The sequence below is a fragment of the Kitasatospora sp. NPDC127116 genome (assembly GCF_042677365.1).
Classification (GTDB): Bacteria; Actinomycetota; Actinomycetes; order Streptomycetales; family Streptomycetaceae; genus Kitasatospora; species Kitasatospora lactacystinica.
Genome location: NZ_JBHXTL010000012.1, coordinates 1 through 18,582 on the forward strand (window position 1 = coordinate 1; position 18,582 = coordinate 18,582).

General features: G+C 73.2%; 16 protein-coding genes. 6 read left to right on the plus strand and 10 right to left on the minus strand.

What is annotated here, in order from left to right:
- Positions 1-62: 62 nt before the first annotated feature.
- Both ACFVHV_RS07590 and ACFVHV_RS07595 read right to left on the minus strand, forming a co-directional pair.
- Positions 63-683 (minus strand): L-threonylcarbamoyladenylate synthase, encoded by a 621-nt coding sequence (locus ACFVHV_RS07590; RefSeq protein WP_359898790.1) that lies wholly within the window; start codon positions 681-683, stop codon positions 63-65.
- Between the two features lie 200 nt (positions 684-883).
- The gene (locus ACFVHV_RS07595; protein ID WP_359898788.1) at positions 884-1,297 is read right to left on the minus strand and encodes a Fur family transcriptional regulator; all 414 of its coding nucleotides are present in this window, start codon (positions 1,295-1,297) and stop codon (positions 884-886) included.
- Positions 1,298-1,596: 299 nt separating this feature from the next.
- Here ACFVHV_RS07595 and katG point away from each other — a divergent pair, with 299 nt between their 5' ends.
- Entirely contained in the window at positions 1,597-3,813 is a 2,217-nt protein-coding gene (katG, locus tag ACFVHV_RS07600; RefSeq protein ID WP_359898786.1) for a catalase/peroxidase HPI, read from the plus strand.
- Positions 3,814-3,871: 58 nt separating this feature from the next.
- On the opposite strand, the gene ACFVHV_RS07605 is transcribed toward katG, so the two are convergent.
- The gene (locus ACFVHV_RS07605) at positions 3,872-4,576 is read right to left on the minus strand and encodes a response regulator transcription factor (protein WP_359898784.1); all 705 of its coding nucleotides are present in this window, start codon (positions 4,574-4,576) and stop codon (positions 3,872-3,874) included.
- On the minus strand, positions 4,573-5,814 hold the full coding sequence (locus ACFVHV_RS07610; protein ID WP_380349563.1) for a sensor histidine kinase: 1,242 nt from the start codon (positions 5,812-5,814) through the stop codon (positions 4,573-4,575). The genes ACFVHV_RS07605 and ACFVHV_RS07610 overlap by 4 nt, the downstream gene beginning before the upstream one ends.
- Positions 5,815-6,021: 207 nt before the next feature.
- Between ACFVHV_RS07610 and ACFVHV_RS07615 the strand changes: the two genes are divergently transcribed.
- Positions 6,022-6,717, plus strand: coding sequence for an ABC transporter ATP-binding protein (locus ACFVHV_RS07615; protein WP_380349566.1), 696 nt, complete (start codon positions 6,022-6,024; stop codon positions 6,715-6,717).
- Entirely contained in the window at positions 6,714-9,095 is a 2,382-nt protein-coding gene (locus ACFVHV_RS07620; protein ID WP_380349568.1) for an FtsX-like permease family protein, read from the plus strand. Before ACFVHV_RS07615 ends, ACFVHV_RS07620 begins: the two co-directional genes overlap by 4 nt.
- A 95-nt stretch (positions 9,096-9,190) precedes the next feature.
- On the opposite strand, the gene ACFVHV_RS07625 is transcribed toward ACFVHV_RS07620, so the two are convergent.
- The 5 genes from ACFVHV_RS07625 to ACFVHV_RS07645 form a co-directional block, all read right to left on the minus strand.
- On the minus strand, positions 9,191-9,736 hold the full coding sequence (locus tag ACFVHV_RS07625; protein WP_380349571.1) for a histidine kinase: 546 nt from the start codon (positions 9,734-9,736) through the stop codon (positions 9,191-9,193).
- An 81-nt stretch (positions 9,737-9,817) separates the two neighbouring features.
- Complete coding sequence (locus ACFVHV_RS07630) at positions 9,818-10,282, minus strand: DUF6193 family natural product biosynthesis protein (protein ID WP_359898776.1); 465 nt, start codon at positions 10,280-10,282, stop codon at positions 9,818-9,820.
- 160 nt (positions 10,283-10,442) lie between these two features.
- The gene (locus ACFVHV_RS07635) at positions 10,443-11,489 is read right to left on the minus strand and encodes a JmjC domain-containing protein (protein ID WP_380349574.1); all 1,047 of its coding nucleotides are present in this window, start codon (positions 11,487-11,489) and stop codon (positions 10,443-10,445) included.
- A 59-nt stretch (positions 11,490-11,548) separates the two neighbouring features.
- A complete protein-coding gene (locus ACFVHV_RS07640) occupies positions 11,549-12,595 on the minus strand; it encodes a cytochrome P450 (RefSeq protein ID WP_359898772.1) in 1,047 nt (348 codons plus the stop codon).
- A gap of 565 nt (positions 12,596-13,160) precedes the next feature.
- A complete protein-coding gene (locus ACFVHV_RS07645; protein ID WP_359898770.1) occupies positions 13,161-15,452 on the minus strand; it encodes a M9 family metallopeptidase in 2,292 nt (763 codons plus the stop codon).
- A gap of 443 nt (positions 15,453-15,895) precedes the next feature.
- On the opposite strand from ACFVHV_RS07645, the gene ACFVHV_RS07650 reads away from it, so the two are divergent.
- From ACFVHV_RS07650 to ACFVHV_RS07660, 3 genes are all read left to right on the plus strand, one after another.
- Positions 15,896-16,498, plus strand: a complete 603-nt coding sequence (locus ACFVHV_RS07650; RefSeq protein WP_380349579.1) for a superoxide dismutase — start codon at positions 15,896-15,898, stop codon at positions 16,496-16,498.
- A 253-nt stretch (positions 16,499-16,751) separates the two neighbouring features.
- Positions 16,752-17,783: a glycosyltransferase family 2 protein gene (locus ACFVHV_RS07655; RefSeq protein WP_380349582.1), complete on the plus strand. Its 1,032-nt coding sequence runs from the start codon at positions 16,752-16,754 to the stop codon at positions 17,781-17,783.
- A 69-nt stretch (positions 17,784-17,852) separates the two neighbouring features.
- Positions 17,853-18,281 (plus strand): SMI1/KNR4 family protein, encoded by a 429-nt coding sequence (locus ACFVHV_RS07660; RefSeq protein WP_380349585.1) that lies wholly within the window; start codon positions 17,853-17,855, stop codon positions 18,279-18,281.
- Between the two features lie 56 nt (positions 18,282-18,337).
- Here the strand turns inward: ACFVHV_RS07660 and ACFVHV_RS07665 are convergent, their stop codons facing one another.
- Positions 18,338-18,580: a DUF6087 family protein gene (locus ACFVHV_RS07665; RefSeq protein WP_359898762.1), complete on the minus strand. Its 243-nt coding sequence runs from the start codon at positions 18,578-18,580 to the stop codon at positions 18,338-18,340.
- Positions 18,581-18,582 lie beyond the last annotated feature (2 nt).

An 18,582-nucleotide genomic window follows, 5' to 3' on the forward strand; every position in this document is an offset into this window, starting at 1 on the left:
GCCCGGCCCCGAGCCGGGCCCGAAGGGTCCCCGGCGTCATGGCCGCCGCGGTGCCAGGCCCCTCACTCGAAGCGCGCGGGGTCGCCGGCCCCGCGCCGGACGATCTCAGGCTCGCCGCTGGAGTAGTCGACGACCGTCGTCGGCACCGTGCCGCAGTCGCCCGAATCCAGCACGGCGTCCAGCACGTGGTCGAGCCGCTCCTTGATCTCCCACCCCTGGGTCATCGGCTCGTCCTCGCCGGGGAGGAGCAGGGTGCTGGAGACCAGGGGCTCACCGAGTTCGGCGAGCAGGGCCCGGGTGACGACGTGATCGGGGATCCGCACCCCGACCGTCTTCTTCTTCGGGTGCATCAGGCGGCGCGGCACCTCCTTGGTGGCGGGGAGGATGAAGGTGTAGCTGCCCGGCGTCGAGGCCTTGACGGCGCGGAAGACGTCGTTGTCGATGTGGACGAACTGGCCCAGCTGGGCGAAGTCCATGCACATCAGCGTGAAGTGGTGGCGGTCGTCGAGACGCCGGATCGACCGGATCCGTTCGAGGCCGTCGCGGTTCTCCAGGCGACAGCCCAGGGCGAAACAGGAGTCGGTCGGGTACGCGATGAGGTTCCCGGACCGGAGACCGGCGGCCACGGTGCCGATGGTGCGGGGCTGGGGGGACTCTGGATGCACGTCGAAGTACTTCGCCATTGGCCGACCCTACGGGATCCCGGTCGTCGACCGGTGCAGCCGCCGCGTCCCGCCCCCCGGTGCCCGCGTCCCGCCGCCGGCCTCCGAGGTCGCGCCCCCGGCGCCCGCGTCCCGCCGCCGTTGCCCGGGGCCGCGGCCCCGCTGCCCGGGTCCGTGCCGCCGGGCACCGTTCCGCGTCCGTCCGGCCGTTGCCAGGGAGGTCAGCCCGCGCAGTCCGGGCACAGCCCCCGGTAGGTGACCTCCGCCTGCACCACGGCGAATCCGAAGCGCTGCTCGGCCGGAAGGTCGGAGAGCGGATTGCCCCGCGGGTGGACGTCGCGGATGGCGCCGCAGCCGGTGCAGACCAGGTGCTGGTGGGGGTGGTGGGCGTTCGGGTCGTAGCGCTTGGCGCGCCCGTCGGTGGACACCTCGACGACCTCGCCCAGGGTGACCAGTTCACCGAGCGTGTTGTAGACCGTCGCCCGGGAGATCTCCGGGAGGCGCTCCGCCGCCCGGGCGTGCACCTCGTCGGCGGTCAGGTGCACGTGCTCGCCGTCCAGGACCTCGGCCACGACACGCCGCTGGGAGGTGAGGCGCCAGCCGCGCCCGCGCAGCCGCTCCAGCAGGTCACTCATATCGGTTCACCTATTCAGGTCAAGGGGAGGACCGGAGTTTACCAATTCACCTCCGGTGCCTTCCGGTTCCCGATCGGATATGGCTTTGGTGTCTTTCTTGACTTGGATTCCGTCCATCGTAGGATCGGCTCCGGCGCTAGCCTGGGTGGCAGCAGTATGTGACTCCCGTCACTGCCGTGCGCGACGGCGGGCAGTGACAGCAGTGGCAACACGCGGCGCGCCAGGACCAGACAGCAGCAGTAGGTGCCGTAGGTAGCAGATGAAGACACCGTGATCCGCCTTGTGAGGGAAGGATTCCCATGTCTGACAACCACGATGCAACCGGCGTAGAGGCGAACGCGGAGGGCTGCCCGGTGAACCACGGGCGGGCGCCGCACCCCACCCAGGGCGGCGGGAACCGCCAGTGGTGGCCGGAACGGCTCAACCTGAAGATCCTCGCGAAGAACCCGGCGGTGGCCAATCCGCTCGGCGGCGGATTCGACTACGCCGAGGCCTTCAAGACCCTCGACCTCCCGGCCGTCAAGCGGGACATCCAGGAGGCCCTCTCCACCTCGAAGGACTGGTGGCCGGCCGACTTCGGCTACTACGGCCCCTTCATCATCCGGATGGCCTGGCACAGCGCCGGCACCTACCGGATCAGCGACGGCCGCGGCGGCGCCGGCGGCGGCCAGCAGCGCTTCGCCCCGCTGAACAGCTGGCCCGACAACGCCAGCCTCGACAAGGCCCGCCGCCTGCTGTGGCCGGTGAAGAAGAAGTACGGGCGCGCCCTGTCCTGGGCCGACCTGATCATCCTGTCCGGCAACGTGGCCCTGGAGGGCATGGGCTTCGCCACCTTCGGCTTCGGCGGCGGCCGGGTCGACGAGTGGGAGCCGGACGAGGACGTCTACTGGGGCCCGGAGACCACCTGGCTCGGCGACGAGCGCTACACCGGCGACCGCGAGCTGGAGAACCCGCTGGCCGCCGTCCAGATGGGCCTGATCTACGTCAACCCCGAGGGCCCCAACGGCAACCCGGACCCGATCGCCGCCGCCCGCGACATCCGCGAGACCTTCTACCGGATGGCGATGGACGACGAGGAGACCGTCGCGCTGATCGCCGGCGGCCACACCTTCGGCAAGACCCACGGCGCCGGCCCGGCCGACAGCGTCGGCCCGGCCCCCGAGGACGCCCCGATCGAGCAGCAGGGCCTCGGCTGGAAGAGCAGCTTCGGCACCGGCGTCGGCGGCGACGCGATCACCAGCGGTCTGGAGGGCACCTGGACGCCCACCCCGATCACCTGGGACAACAGCTTCTTCGAGACGCTGTTCGGCTACGAGTGGGAGCTCACCAAGAGCCCGGCCGGCGCGCACCAGTGGAAGCCCAAGGACGGCGGCGGCGAGGGCACCGTCCCGGACGCCCACGACCCGGCCAAGCGGCACGTGCCGATCATGCTCACCACGGACCTGTCGCTGCGCTTCGACCCGGTCTACGAGCCGATCTCCCGGCGCTTCCTGGAGAACCCGGAGGCGTTCGCCGACGCCTTCGCCCGCGCCTGGTACAAGCTGACCCACCGCGACATGGGCCCGGTGGTCCGCTACCTCGGCCCCGAGGTCCCGAGCGAGCACCTGCTCTGGCAGGACCCGCTGCCGGGGGTCACGTACCGGCCGATCGGCGCGGCCGACATCGCCGACCTCAAGCGGCGGATCAACGCCACCGGCCTGTCGGTGTCCGAACTGGTCTCCACCGCCTGGGCGGCGGCCTCCTCCTTCCGCTCCAGCGACAAGCGCGGCGGCGCCAACGGCGGCCGCATCCGGCTCCAGCCGCAGATCGGCTGGGAGGTCAACGAGCCCGACCGGCTGGCCACGGTGCTGCGCGCCCTGGAAGGCGTGCAGCAGGAGTTCGACGCGCAGGCCGGCGACAAGCGGGTCTCGCTCGCGGACCTGGTGGTGCTGGCCGGCGGCGTCGGCATCGAGCAGGCCGCCAGGGCGGCCGGGCTGGCCGTCGAGGTGCCGTTCGCGCCCGGCCGGGTGGACGCGCCGCAGGAGCTGACCGACACCGATTCCTTCGCCGCGCTGGAGCCCAAGGCGGACGGCTTCCGCAACTGGGTCGGCAAGGGCAACCGGCTGCCGGCCGAGTACCTGCTGCTCGACAAGGCCAACCTGCTGGGCGTCAGCGCGCCCGAGCTGACCGTCCTGGTCGGTGGCCTGCGCGTGCTGGGCGCCAACCACGGCGGGTCCACGCACGGTGTGCTCACCGCGACCCCCGGCGTGCTGACGAACGACTACTTCGTCAACCTGCTGGACCTGGACACCGCTTGGAAGGCCACCTCGGAGGACGCCCACACCTTCGAGGGCCGGGACGGTTCGGGCCGGGTGCGCTGGACCGGCACCCGCGCCGACCTGGTCTTCGGCTCGAACGCCGAACTGCGGGCCGTCGCCGAGGTGTACGCGGCCGACGACGCCAAGGAGAAGTTCGTCGAGGACTTCGTCGCGGCCTGGGTCAAGGTCATGAACGCGGACCGCTTCGACCTGCGCTGATCCGCGGCGCGTGACGACGGGAGCCCGGGGCGGCAAGGCCCGGGGCTCCCGTCGCGCGTCACCGGCCCCCGGCCGGATCGGCGACGGACCCCACGCTGACCAGCCCGGTCTCGTACGCCGCGACCACCACCTGGGCCCGGTCCCGCAGGCCCAGCTTGCCGAGGATCCGGGCCACGTGCGTCTTCACCGTCGCCTCGGACAGCCCCAGCCGGGCGGCGAGTTCGGCGTTGCTGAGGCCGCGGGCGAGCAGCCCCGTCACCTCCAGCTCGCGCGGGGTGAGCGTGCCCAGCTCCCGGTGCGGGGCGGCGGCGGGGCCGGCCGGGCTCTCCGGGCGGGCGAAGCGCTCGACCAGACGGCGGGTGATCGTCGGGGCGAGCAGCGCGTCCCCGGTGCGGACCAGCCGGACGGCGGCCGCCAGGTGCTCCGGGGTGACGTCCTTCAGCAGGAAGCCGCTGGCCCCGGCGGCCATCGCCGCGTAGACGTAGTGGTCGAGGTCGAAGGTGGTCAGCATGATGATCCGCGGCGGCTCCTGCGCGCCGTCCGCCAGGATCCGGCGGGCGGCCTCCAGTCCGTCCAGGCCGGGCATCCGGATGTCCATCAGCACCACGTCCGGCCGGCAGCGGCGGACGGCGGCGACGGCCTGCTCGCCGTCCTCGGCCTCGGCCACCACCTCGATGCCCTCCGACTCCAGGATCAGCCGGAACCCGGTGCGGACCAGGGCCTGGTCATCGGCGACCACCACCCGCAGCGGCTGCTCGGTCATGAACTCTCCAGGGGAATCAGGGCCTTGACGCGGTAGCCGCCGCGCGGCCGGGGGTCGGTGTGCAGGGTGCCGCCGTAGACGGCGAGGCGCTCGCGCAGGCCGAGCAGGCCGCGTCCGTTGCCGGTGGCGGCGGCGCCGGTGGGGCGGCCTCCGGTGTCGGTGACCTCCACCAGCAGCCGGTCGGGGGCGTACTCGACGGTCACCGCGGCGTGGGCGCCGCCCGCGTGCTTGACGGTGTTGGTGAGCGCCTCCTGGACGACCCGGTAGGCGGCCAGCTCGACCCCGGGCGGGACGGCGCGGCGCTCGCCGCGGACGGTCAGCTCGACCGGCAGCCCGGCCTGCCGGACGCCGTGGACCAGCGTCTCCAGCCGGCCGAGGCCCGGCTGCGGGCTGAGGCCGGCCCCGGCGGCCGGGTTGTCGGCGCTCTCCGAGTCGATGGTCAACAGGCCCATCACGTGCCGGAGTTCGGTCATCGCCGCGCGGCCGCCGGACTCCACCGCGAGCATCGCCTCGCGGGCCCTCTCCGGCGCGGTGTCCAGGATCTTGCGGGCCGCCCCGGCCTGGATCGTCATCATGCTCACGTTGTGGGTGACGACATCGTGCAACTCCCGGGCGATCCTCGCCCGTTCGAGCTCCACCGCGCGCTGCAGCGCGGCCAGCTGCTCGCGCTCCAGGGCGGAGAGCCGCTCCCGCCCCTCCTCCACCCGGCGGCGCCACATCCGCAGTTCGTACGCGACCGCGAACACCGGCACCAGGAGCAGGACGGCGATCACCCCGTTGGGGAAGTGCGGCAGTTTGGCCGCGGAGAAGAGCACCACCAGGGCGGCGGTGGCGGCCGGCAGGCCGAGCAGCAGGGCCCGGGGGCGGCGCCCGTACGCGGCGGCGCTGTACGCGGCGACGACCACCGCCACGCCCGCCGAGTACGCGATGTCCTGCGACTGGTGCCGGACCAGCAGCGCGGCCGGCAGCACCGTCCACAGCACCGCCAGCGGGTAGCGGCGGCGCAGGACCAGCGGCAGCGGGACGAGCGGCACCACCAGCAGCAGCCAGGACGGCGCCGTGCCGTGCGGGCCGCCCGCGATGGTCGCGTAGCGCCCGCCGGTGAAGGCGAGGAAGAGGGCCAGGGCCACGTCGAAGGCCTGGCCGCGCCGGGTCGGCCGGGGCGGTGGCGCGGTGCCCGGGCCGTCGGCCGGGCGGACCGCCGCGCGCAGCCGGCGCACCGTCGGATGGTTGATCACCGGGACATTGTGGGGGTCGCGGGCCCCGCGGGACAGCCCCGCGGCCGGGGGGCGGCCGGTACTCCCCACGACTACACCGGAGGGATGACGCCGGCGGCCGTCCATCCGACGCGGTACGGAACCTGCGGCGGTCGGCGGACGCGGACCCGCGCCGCCCGTCCGTACCTTCGTCGCGGCACCAGACGGGAAGCGACCAGGAGCGGGGACATGAGCAGCGATCCGGTGATCGAACTGAGCGGCGTGAGCCGCCACTACGAGGGCGCCCGGGCGGCCCTGGACGACGTCACGCTGAGCGTGCGGGCAGGGGAGTCGGTGGCCGTGCTCGGCCCGTCCGGCAGCGGGAAGTCCACCCTGCTGAACCTGGTCGCCGGGCTGGACCGGCCCAGCGCCGGGACGGTCACCGTGGCCGGGGTGCGGGTGGACCGACTGGGCGAGGCGGCCTCGGCCCGCTACCGGCGCGGCACGATCGGCATGGTGTTCCAGTTCTTCAACCTGCTGGACGACCTCACCGTGGCCGACAACGTGGTGCTGGCCGGCGAACTGGCCGGCGTCCCGCGCGCCGAGGCCCGGCGCCGGGCGGCCGAACTGCTGGAGGCGCTCGGCATCGACCGGCACGCCCGCGCCCACCCGGGCCGGCTCTCCGGCGGCGAGCGCCAACGCGTCGCGGTGGCGAGGGCGCTGATGAACCGGCCGGCCCTGCTGCTGGCGGACGAGCCGACCGGCGCGCTGGACTCGGCCGCCGGCGAGGACGTCAAGGAGCTGTTCCGGGACCTGCACGAGGACGGGCAGACCGTCCTGCTCGTCACCCACGACCTGGCCCTGGCCGAGGACTGCGCCACCCGGACGGTCCGGATGCGGGACGGCCGGGTCGAGGCGGACTCGGCTTCGGCGGTGGCGTCATGACCGCGCTCGGCAGGGTCGTGCGCGCGGGTGTGCGCAGGCGCCGGACGCAGTCCGTCGCCGTCGGACTGGCCGCGCTGGTGGCCACCACCTGCTCCGTCCTCGGCGGCTCGCTGCTGGTCGCCTCCCGGGCCCCCTTCGAGCAGGCCTTCGTCGGCCAGCACGGCGCCCACCTCACCGCGCGCTTCGACGGCGCCCGGGCGAGCGCCGACCAGCTCGCCGCCACCGCGCACGCCCCCGGGGTGACGGCCGCCGCCGGGCCGTACCGCACCGTCACCGTCGACCCCGAGCCCGGCTCCGGCACGGACCTGCCGCCCGGGATCACGATGGCGCCGATGACCGTCACCGGCCGCGCCGCGGCCACCGCCGGGGTCGACGACGTCACTCTGCTCCAAGGGAGTTGGCCGCAGCAGCCGGGCGAGGTGGTGATCGAGGCCGGGTACGGCGACAAGCCCCGGCAACCGGGCGGCGCCCTGCGGCTGCCCGGCCTGCCGGGCGCGCCCACCCTCAGGGTCGTCGGCTTCGCCCGTTCCGTCAGCCGGACCTCGGACGCCTGGGTGACCCCGGACGGCATCGCCGCCCTCACCGCACCCGGCAGCGCCCCCGGCTACGAGATGCTCTACCGCTTCACGGACACCGGCAGCGCCGACGCCATGGCCGCCGACCGGGCCGCCGTGGCCGCGGCCGCCCCCGGCGGGGCGCTCACCGGCGCGCAGTCCTGGCTGACCGCCAAGCAGGGCTCGGACCGCAACACCGCCCTGTTCCTGCCCTTCATGGTCGCCTTCGGCCTGCTCGGGACGGCCATGTCGGTCCTGGTCGCGGGCAATGTGGTGGCCGGCGCCGTCGGCACCGCCACCCGGCGGATCGGCGTGCTCAAGGCGCTCGGCTGCACCCCCGCCCAGGTGGTGCGCGCGTACGTCGCCCAGGCGCTGATCCCGGCCGGCGCCGGCACCCTGCTCGGGGTGGTCGCGGGCAACGCCCTGACCGTCCCGGTGCTCGCCACCACCGGATCGCTCTACGGCACCACCGCCTCGGGCCTCTCCCCCCGGGTGGACGCCGCCGTGGCGGGCGGCACCCTGGCCGCCGTCGCCCTGGTCGCCTGGGCCGCCGCGGCCCGGGCCGGACGGCTGCGCACGGTGGACGCGCTCGCCGTCGGCCGTACGGCGGGCGGCAGCCGGCGGGACGCGTTCGCCACCCGGGCCGCCGCACTGGCCGCCCGGCTGCCGCTGCCCCGCCCGCTGACCCTCGGCCTCGCCCAGCCCTTCGCCCGCCCGGCCCGCGCGGCCGGGATGCTCGCGGCGGTGCTGTTCGGCACGGCGGCGGCCGTCTTCGCGGTGGGCATGGGCGGGACGATGAGCTGGGTGCAGCAGGCGAAGACACGGGACGCCGGGGACCTCGTGGTGCACCCGACACGCCCGGACGGCCCGCCCGGGGCGGTTCCGGCGGGCAGGCCGGTCCCGGCCGACCGGGCCGTCGTCACCGCGGCGCTGGACGCCCGGCCCGGCACCGCCGCGTACTTCGGCAACGGCACCGAGGACGTCACCGTCCCCGGGGTGGCCGGCAGCACCACGGTGACCGCCTTCGACGGCGACTCCTCCTGGGCGGGCTACCGGATGGTCACCGGGCGCTGGTACCGGGGCCCGGGCGAGGCCGTCGCCCCGGCCACCTTCCTGACCGAGGCCTCCGTCGGGCTCGGCGACCGGGTGACCTTCACGAGCCACGGCCGGCCGGTCACCGTCCGGATCGTCGGCGAGGTCTTCGACCCGCACGTGCAGACCAACGAGCTGTTCACCGACGCCGCCAGCTACCCGCCCGGCACGGCCCCCGCACCGGACTTCTGGGCCGTCAAACTGAAGCCCGGCACCGACCGGACCGCCTACGCCACCGCCCTCGGCGCCGCGCTCGCCCCGGAGCACATGACCGCCGACACCGGCGGGCCGCACGGCTCCAGCGGCTCGATCGCCGCACTGAACTCGCTCACCGCCACCCTGACCGCGCTGCTGCTCGTGGTCGCCGGGCTCGGGGTGTTCAACACCGTCGTCCTGGAGATCCGCGAGCGCACCCGGGACACGGGCGTCACCAAGGCGCTCGGCATGACCCCGGCGCAGACCGTGGGCGCCGTCCTCGCCTCGGTGGTCCCGGTCGGGGCCGTCGGCGGCGCGGTCGGACTGCCGGCGGGCCTGCTGCTGCACGGCCTGACGGTGCCCGCGATGGGCCGCAGCGCCGGGCTGACCTTCCCGGCCTCCGCGCTGGACGTGTTCGGCACCCCGGTGCTGGTCCTGCTCGCCCTCGGCGGCGTGCTGATCGCCCTGGCCGGCGCCCTGCTCCCGGCCGTACGGGCGGCGCGGGCGCGCACGGTGGACGCGCTGCGGGCGGAGTGACAGCGGGCGGGGGTGTGACGGCGGGGTGTGACGGCGGGCGGGGGTGTGACGGCGGGGTGTGACGGCGCGGGGTAGTGACGGCGAGGCCGGTGCGCTCAGGAGGCCCCCGCGCCGTCCGCCTTCCGCTCGTCGCCCTTCTGCTTGTCGCCCTTCCGTTCGTCGGCCTTCTGCTCGGCCGCCCGGACCTGCTCGGCGAACTCGCGCGCGTCGATCCGCTCGACCGAGGCCCCGTGCCGGTCCGCCAGCTCGTCCGCCGGGGCGGGCGAGGACTCCCGGACCTCCAGCGCGAGCAGCGCCCCGCCGTCCGGCACCCGGGGCGAGAGCAGGATCAGCCCGGCGCCGCCCTCGCTCGCCTGGTGCTCCTCGGCCGCGTTGCCGATCGCCGCGCCGGCTGCGAAGCCCAGCAGCACGCCGACCGGCCCGCCGAGCAGCCCGATCAGGCCGCCCAGCACACCCGAGCCGACGGTGGCCACCCCCGCGCCCCTGGTGAAGGTGTCCGCGACCTCCAGCAGCCCGTCGGCGCTGCGTTCCATCGCCGCCACCATCCGCAGGCCCGGCAGGTGCTGCGCCTCGTCGAAGGCCGGGCGCCAGGCGGCGGCGTCGGGGAAGGTCAGCAGGACGACGTTGTGCTGGTCGCTCATCGCGCTCCGATCGGGCCGGGGCCGGAGGTGGCCGGGCTTTCATCGTGACCCCCGGTGCGGGGCGCTGCCACCCCGGCGGCCTCAGCGCGGCCCGTCCGCCGGGTGGTTGAACACCGGCCCGAGGTCCGGCGGGAGGTGTTCGACCAGCAGGGCGACGGCCTCCTCCGCGGTGGCGGGCGTGCCGAGCACCCCGGAGCCGCCCGGGCCGTGGATCCGGTAGCCGCCGCCGTCCTGCGGCACGGCGAAGGGCACGCCCGCGGCTGCCCACGGGAACGAGGTCGACAGGCTGAAGTGCAGGTTGTAGTGGCTGGTCCAGGGGAAGAGCCGGCGCAGCCGGGGCTCCGCGCGGGCGGCCTTCAGCAGGCGCACCAGGCCGTCGTTGCAGCTTCCGGGGCCGTGCCCGATGTCGTGCTGGATCCATTCCCACGACAGGACGAGTCCCTCCCAGCGGGCCTCCGTGGCGGCCTCGGGGCCGATCGCGCGGGCGGCGGCGAGGTCCGGCAGGACGGGCTTGGGCAGGGCGCCTCTCTGATCATCTGATCGCATGGTGGGCAGTCTGCCCCAGCGCCCTCCGCAGAAGGGAAACGGTCGTCGGGGCCGGGTCGGATCCCCGGGTCGAACCTCGACCGGTCCGACCACCCCTGACGGACAGTCGGATCATCGAAGTGGATTCCGTGCGCCGGGCGGTCGTCGTCGCCGCCGTGGGCTACTCGGCGGCGCCGCGCAGCCGGCGCCAGGTGCGGCCGACGGCGGCGAGTCCGGTGCGTCCGTCGGCGGGTGCCCCGGACTCCCAGGTGCGGGCGGCCGCAGCGAGGGTCTCCACGGTGTCGGCCGGTGCCGCTGGTGCCGCCGGCGCGTGGGTGGTGCCGGTCCGGGCGGCGCGGGCGGCGCGCAGGAGGTCCGCCGGCCCGAGCGCGTCGAGCCTCGCCCGGGCGTGGTCGAGCAGGGCGGCGCAGGCGTCGGCGATCGCGGCCTCGCCGAGTGGGCGGGCGGGCAGGTCGAGGCCCTCGGCCAACTGCCCTTCCAGGGCGGTGCGCAGGTCCTGCACGGAGAGGTCGCGGACGGTCAGCGACAGGTGGGCGGACAGCCCCCCGGCGCCGACCGCCCGGTGCGCGAAGCCGCGCGGGATGTAGAGCACGCCGCCGGGTTCGAGCACGCCGTGCAGGCGCAGCGGGGAGCGCTCGTCCTCCGGGAGCTCGCCGAGCCGCCAGTCCGCCGCCGTCGGCGCGTCGTGGACGTACCAGGTCTTGCGCCCGGCGGCCTGGAGGACGAACACGTCGGCGTCGTCGCGGTGCACCGCGAGGCCCTGGCCGCCGGCCGGGGTGACGAAGAAGAAGGCCTCCACCCGCCGGTCGAGCTCCTCGGACAGCCGGGCCACCAGCTCGCCGGTCGGTCGGTGCCACTGGTCGACGCAGCGCAGTAGCAGTGTCGCCCCGCGGTGCAGCTGGGCGAGCACCTTCGCGCGGTCCGCGAAGCCGTGGTGCGTCGTGCCGTTGACGGTGCGCGAGGTCGTGAAGGCCTCGGGCGGGATGGTCACCTTGTCGGAGCGGACCATCTCCAGGTAGGGCGTGCGCAGCAGCCCGCCGTCGAAGGCGGCGTCCAGTTCGTCGAGGTCGAACGGCCCGGCCGGCGCGGCCGGGGCCCCCGGGGTCTCCGGGGCCTTCCGGGGGAAGAGCGCGGGCTCGCGCTGCCACTGGCGGGCGGTGAAGCCGTCGACGTCGCCGACCCAGTCGGCCAGAGTGGGCGATTCCATGGTGTGTCCCGTGGTGTCAGGGGTGTTCGGTGGCGCCGGGATGCCGGGATGACGGGGCGTCAGGCTTCGACCCGCGCCTCGAACCGTACGGAGAGCAGGGAGCGCAGCGGCACCTGCGCGTCCTGCTGCGGGCTGCGGACGACCAGCCGGTTGTCCAGGGCCGCGGTCAGCAGCTGCTCGGCCAGCGGCACGATCAGGTGCTTGGCCCAGCAGCGGGCGCCGTCGAAGCCGAAGGGCATGAACCCGGGCGTCTTCTCCGGGTCCGTGACGCCGTCCCAGCGCCCGGGGCGGAACTCCAGCGGGTCGGACCAGTAGTCCGGGTGGCGGTGCATCAGCAGCGGGAAGAGCGCGACGTCGTCCTCGGGCCGGATCTCGGGGTGGAGTTCGGTGTACGCCGCGCCGCCGTTGCGGTACAGCATCCAGGCGGGCGGCAGCAGGCGCAGCGTCTCCCAGAGGACATCGGTGAGGTCGGCGCGGTGCTCCGGCCGTTCCCGTTCCGGGCCCATCAGCCACAGGGCGTTGCCGGTCAGCGCGGCCACGCCGTCGCAGAGGGTGGCCGTCGCCCGCCGGTACATCGCGACGGCCTGCTTGCGCTCCAGCGGGTCGTCGGCGTCGCGGATCAGCCCGGCGAGTGCGGTGCGGCCGTCCTGGTCTGCGGAGCCGGGCCAGCGGGTCACGGCGCGGTCGGCGAGCCGGGAGAGGGTGTCGGAGCGGGTGACGCCGCGCTTCCACAGCAGCGAGACCGGCAGCGGGTCGGCGGAGAACAGCCAGCGGCGCAGGTAGGAGGTGCCGGCGTAGGGCCAGGAGCCGGACATGCCGCGCGCCGGCGGCGGGGGCTTGCGGATGCCCGCCATGGCGTCCTGCCCCAGTGCGCGGATGGTGCGCGTCGCGCTGTCGTGGGGGATGTCGGAGCCGGCGGCGGGCTTGTAGACCGAGCGCTCGTTGGAAAGGACGGGGCGGGCCGCGACGATTTCGGCCATCAGTCGGGAGTCCGAGACGCCGACCTTCGCCGGGTCGATCCGGAACACCTTCTCGTCCCTGGCCAGCAGCTCCTGAATCCTCGGGGCGAACACGATGGAATGGCTGCGCGCGGTTGCCGTCGCCATTTCTTCCACGGGAATCCGGCCTCCAATGCGAAATGGCTGGTCAGTGCGTTCGGTACGGCGCGCGGGGGGAATCCCGGACGCGCCGTGGCGCCGGCGGGGGCACGGCCGACCCGGGCCCCCGCCAGCGGCTGGCCACGTTAGATAACGTGCAGCACCCACGCGTGGTTCGCGAGGTCGTCGTTCTTCTTGAACTTCTTGACGAGCGCCTTGACCATCTTCATGACTAACTCTCCATTCCGGGGATTGGCGGGTACGGCGAGAATGCCGCACCCGAGCCGTCAGAACTATTCGGCATTCCGTTGCCGGAGGCCGAACCGGTTGATCTGTTCATGGACACTAACCGAAACTTCGCCGTCCGGACACCCCCTCGACAGAGGAATATGCGATCTCTTACGGGGTGTTGACGATCTATTCGATGGTCGAATCGTTATAACCCGTGGATATTCGCGGCGGGGGAGGGGGACGGGGAGGGGACGGGAACGCGGAAGGGCCCCGCGAAGCCGCGGGGCCCTTCCGTGCGTACGGTGCGCGCGTACGGTGCGTACGGCGCCTGTGACGCGGTCGGTCAGTTGTAGGTCGTGGTGACGGTCGCGCCGCCGAAGCCCTGCTGGGCGTAGAGGCTGAAGAAGACGTAACCGGCCGGCGGGTTGGTGATGGTCAGGGTCTCACCGTTGCCACTGGTGGTGGACTTGGCCGTGTAGGAGCCGGTGGTGGCCCAGGAGCCGGCGTTGTAGTAGAGGTCGGCGTTGCCGGTGCCCCCGCTGGTGGTGATGGTCAGCTGCTTCACGCCGGCCGGCAGGTTCAGGAAGCTGTAGCTGTAGTTCCCGGTGGTGGCGGCCACGTTGTCGCGGCGGCAGTTCTTGTCGAACTGCCGGGCGTCGGCGGCGGTGCACAGGGGGGCCTGGTTGGTGGGCAGCGATCCGCAGTTGTCGGCGCCGCACTGCTTGAGCCAGGTGGCGAAGTCGGCGTCGTACGAGGTGCCGATGGTGGTCTTCAGCAGGGTGCGGGCGCCGTTCCAGTCGCCGGCGCGGTACTTGGCGAGCAGCGCGTCGACGTCCTGCGGGTGCGACTGGAGCATGTAGCGGACGGCCAGGTAGCCCCAGTTGTAGACGCGGGTGGAGTCCGCGTTGTCGTAGGTGCTGTCGAACAGGGTGCTCAGGGTGTAGGTGCCCTTGGCGGCCTGGGCGACCGCGGCGTCGTAGTGCTCGCCGCGGTAGCTGTAGGAGACGTACTCGGCGAGGCCCTCGACCCACCAGATGGTCGGGGTGGTCATGCCGGCCTCGAAGTCGCCGTACATGTCGTAGCGGCCGTCGAGGTAGTGGGTGTACTCGTGGTTGAGGTTCCAGATCTGGAACTGGGGGCGCAGCCAGGAGGCCTCGTGGGCGATGAAGCGGGCCTGGTTGCCGGCCTTGGCCGGGTCGCCCTCCTCGTACATGCCGCCGTTGTCGACCTCGATCTTGTACATCTCCCAGGCGTACAGGCTGTAGTTGTAGTAGTCGTCGAAGGCGACGACCTCGAGGTTGGTGTTGTTGTCGTTGGCGACCGGGCCGCCGTCCTTGACGACCTTGTGGAAGAACGCGTCCTGGTTGATCAGGCTGGTGCAGGTGTCGGCGAGCTGCTGCGCGGTCATGTCCTGGGCGCGGATGCGCAGGTTGGCGTTGCAGGTGTGGTCGACGGTGAGGACCAGCGGGACCAGCTTGGCCGGGACGTCACAGGTGCCGTAGAGGGAACAGTTGCCCTCGTCCTTCTTCTCCGCGAACCAGAGCAGGTTCATGGTGAGCGGACCGGTGTTGCCGACCAGCGGGTAGCGGTTGATCAGGTCCTTGAGGATCGGCCGGCCCTGGGCGCGCAGCGCGTCGTTGGCCACCAGGTTGCCGAGCTGGATGCCGATCTTGGTGACCAGGTCGCCGCCGTTGATCAGGCTGCTGTTGCGGGTCACGAAGGACGCCGCGGTGGTGGCGAAGGACGGGTCGGCCTGGAGGGCGGAGACGAACTCCGGCAGGTCGAAGCCGCGCTCGATGACGGTCTCGGTGTTGGCGACGGCGCTGGTCATCGCGGCGGGCCAGCTGCCGGTGTAGTCGTTCAGCAGCCGCTTGACGACGCCGGTGTAGCGGGCGTTCTCCTGGGCGCTGTCGATCAGGGTGACGGCCTCGGCGAGGGTGGCGCCGTTGGCGTCGGTGGCGTCCTTGCTGTGCGGGGCGGCGTAGAAGGCGTCCAGCGCGCCGCGGATGGCGCTCTTGAGGCCGTCGCCGTACGGGCCCACGACGTCCTTGTTGTTCCACTGCACGTAGTAGCCGGCCCGCAGGAAGAGCACCAGCTGCCCGGCGGAGGTGGAGTTGTCGCCGGGGTAGGTGGCGGCGGTGTCGCGCAGGGCGTTGGCGACGGTGACCATCTGGGCCTCGTTGAAGGCGCCCTTGGCGTCGTTGCCGGTGACCTGGAACAGCGTGTTGACGCAGTCCAGGCCGGACGACTTGACCTGCTGGACCAGCGCGGCACCGGACTTGCCGGTGAAGGCGGAGACGTCGCAGGCGGCCGCGGCCGAGAACTGACGGGCCGACTTGGCGGCGCCGACGGAGCTGCCCGCCGTCGGGGCGGTGGCCTTGGCCCGCGGGTCCGAGGCGAGCGGGCGGGCGTCCTCGGGGGTGTCCGGGGACTTGGGCACGGGGATCGTGCGCGGCGCGGCCTTCCCGGCCGAGGCGGCGGGTGCGGCCGGGGCGGCCGGGCTCCCGGCCGGTGCGGAGCCGGGGGTGCCGGCGGCCTGGGCGGCCGGCGCGAACAGGCCGAGCGAGAGGAGGAGCGCGGTGCCGAGCGCGGGCAGTCTGCGCGCGGCGTCCTTCGCTATCGAGGAGGGACGCATCTGTGGGGGCCTCCGGGGCCGTTGAGGGTGGGGGAGCCGTGCTGCGTGGGGCGCACGGGCCTTGCTGTGTGACATGTAAAATGGCACAACGGAGAACGCGGAGGGAAGCCCCGGGAAAGGATTGCCGGGCGGCGAGACCGAAACGTTGTCAGGTCCGCCCCGCGTGCCGGGTCCGTGGAGGTTCCGGACCCGACCGGGAGTCACGCGCGGGCCGGGGACCGTACGGGCGTCAGGCCCGCATCACCCGCCGGGTGCCCGGTGCCGCCACCGCCCCGCCGCGGTCACCCACCCCTTTCCGGCCGGCGCGCCGAACGGCGGCCATTGTGCCCGACGGGGTGTGAGGAATAAGCAGGAGCCCATGCTTCGTTCTTGCAACTGATACGCAATAGTGTTGTCCCGGCACGATCACCACCGTTCAACCCGCCGAAAGGGGCCGTTGCCTGATGGGCACCTACACGCTTCCCGACCTGCCGTACGACTACTCCGCGCTGGAGCGGGCGATGTCGGCCGAGATCCTGGAGCTGCACCACTCCAAGCACCACGCCGCGTACGTCAAGGGCGCCAACGACACCCTCGACCAGCTGGCCGAGGCCCGCGACAAGGAGCAGTTCGGCGGCCTGGTCGGCCTGCAGAAGACCTTCGCGTTCCACCTGTCGGGCCACGTGCTGCACTCGCTGTTCTGGCAGAACCTCTCGCCCGAGGGCGGCGAGCGCCCCGAGGGCGAGCTGGCCGACGCCATCACCGAGCACTTCGGCAGCTTCGAGGCCTTCAAGAAGCAGCTCACCACCGCCACCACCGGCGTGCAGGGCTCCGGCTGGGGCATCCTGTCCTGGGAACCGCTCGGTCAGCGCCTGATCGTCGAGCAGGTCTACGACCACCACGGCAACGTCGGCCAGAACACCACCCCGCTGCTCGCCTTCGACGCCTGGGAGCACGCCTACTACCTGCAGTACCGCAACGTCCGCCCGGACTACGTCACCCGCCTGTGGGACGTCGTCAACTGGCAGGACGTCTCGGACCGCTTCGCGGCCGTCAAGAGCGCCTGACCCGCAGCGGGTGAGGGAAGGCCCCGGACCGGTCGGGCGGTCCGGGGCCTTCCCCTTGCGCCCCAAGGGGCCGCCCGTCCGGGCGGGTTGCCGTCGGACGCGGCCGACGGACCGATGGATGCACCCATCCGCTCGCTCGATTCAACCCGCCGTTCGCCCACGGGTCGCATACGGTCCGTATGCTCGGGCCACTGTCGGTGACCGGCGGTCGACGGCCTCCCGGCCCGTCCGCTCCTGAGCGAAAGGGCGCCCGATGGCCCCGCGTCTCTCCCTCGTCGTCCCGATCTACAATGTCGAGCGCTACCTCGGGGAGTGCCTGGACTCGATCGCGGCCCAGACGTTCGAGGACTTCGAGTGCGTCCTGGTCGACGACGGCTCGACCGACGACGGCCCCGCCATCGCCAAGGAGTACGCCGAACGGGACCCGCGCTTCCGACTGGTCCAGCAGCGCAACCAGGGCCTCGGCGCCGCCCGCAACACCGGCTGGCGCCACCTCACCCCCGGCACCGAGTACCTGGCCTTCGTCGACAGCGACGACACCCTGCCGCCGCACGCCTACCAGCTGATGATCGGCACCCTCGACGAGACCGGCTCCGACTTCGCCGCCGGCAACGCGCTGCGCCTGCGCACCACCGGCCTCAGCCCCTCGCACGGCCACCGCCGCCCGTTCCGCGAGACCCGGCTGCGCACCCACGTCGGCGAACTGCCCGCCCTGGTCACCGACCGCACCGCCTGGAACAAGGTCTACCGGCGCACCTTCTTCGACGGCGCCGGCCTGCTCTACCCCGAGGGCATCCTGTACGAGGACGCCCCGGTCAGCGTGCCCCACCACTTCCTCGCCGAACGCGTCGACGTGCTCGCCGACCCGATCTACCACTGGCGGGTGCGCGAGGACGGCGACCTCTCCATCACCCAGAAGAAGACCGACCCGCGCGGCCTGGTCGACCGCGTCCGCTCGATGGAACTCGTCCGCGAATGGCTGCTCGCCCGCCCCGAGCCGGCCTTCGCCGACCACCTGCGCGCCTACGACCGCAACTGCCTGGTCGAGGAGATCCCGATGTTCTTCTGGACCGTCCCGGACGGCGACCGCGCCTACCGCGCCGCCTACCAGCAGCACGTCACCCGCCTCCTGCGGGCCATCGGCCCCGAGGCGCAGAGCGGCCTCAGCCCCCAGCTCCGCCTCAAGTACCGCCTCACCCAGGCCGACTCCATGCCCGCCTTCGTCGCCGTCCAGCGCGCCCACCGCCTCGCCCGCCGCACCCGCCAGGCCGTCCGCCGGGGCTGACCGGGACGTCGTTGCGGGATCATGGTCCTGTTCGGGGGCGGTTCCACGACGTTCTGAGGTGCGGGGCACATGGGTGTGACGGCAGGGATTCTGAGTGCGTTCCCCGAATCACTGAAGGGGGCGGTCGGCCTGACCCCGGAGCAGATCTCGCTGGTCGAGGAGGATCAGGGAGTCGCCCTCCCCGAGGACTACCGGGAGTTCCTGGCACTCGCCGGCGGCGGCGGGTTCTCCGCGCTGCGGGGGGAGACGTACGCGTTCCCGGAGATCCTGGGGATCAAGGATCACGCCCGGGAGATCCTGGAGGAGTCGGCTCCCGGGCAGTCGCTCGACGGCTGCGTCGTGTTCATGGCCCATCAGGGGTACATCTACTCCTTCATCGGCCCGGCGGCGAAGGGCGGGAAGACCTACGAGGTCGCCGAGGGCCACGACGGAGTGCACGAAGGCGCGGCCTCCTTCGCGTCGTTCATCCACGGAACGCTGCGTGCCTTGTACAAGTGACCCGTCCGAGCCGCCCAACTGTCGTCGCGCATGACAGCAGTGCCCAAGACCCCCTATCACATCGTCCCGTCGCCCCGGATGCCGTGCACGATGCGCTGGGCGGTGGCGTAGCCGTTCGCAATGGTCTCCGGAACCCACTCCACGCCGTCCCACCGCAGAATCAGACGAGGTGCGGACGGGTCGACGTGCGAGGCGACTTGTCGGCCGTCCAGTCGGACCGCCTTCAGCTCGCCGACCGGACGGCGGAGAGCCTCCCGGCAGGCAGCCCACAACTCCAGCGGCTCGTCCCACTCTCCCACGA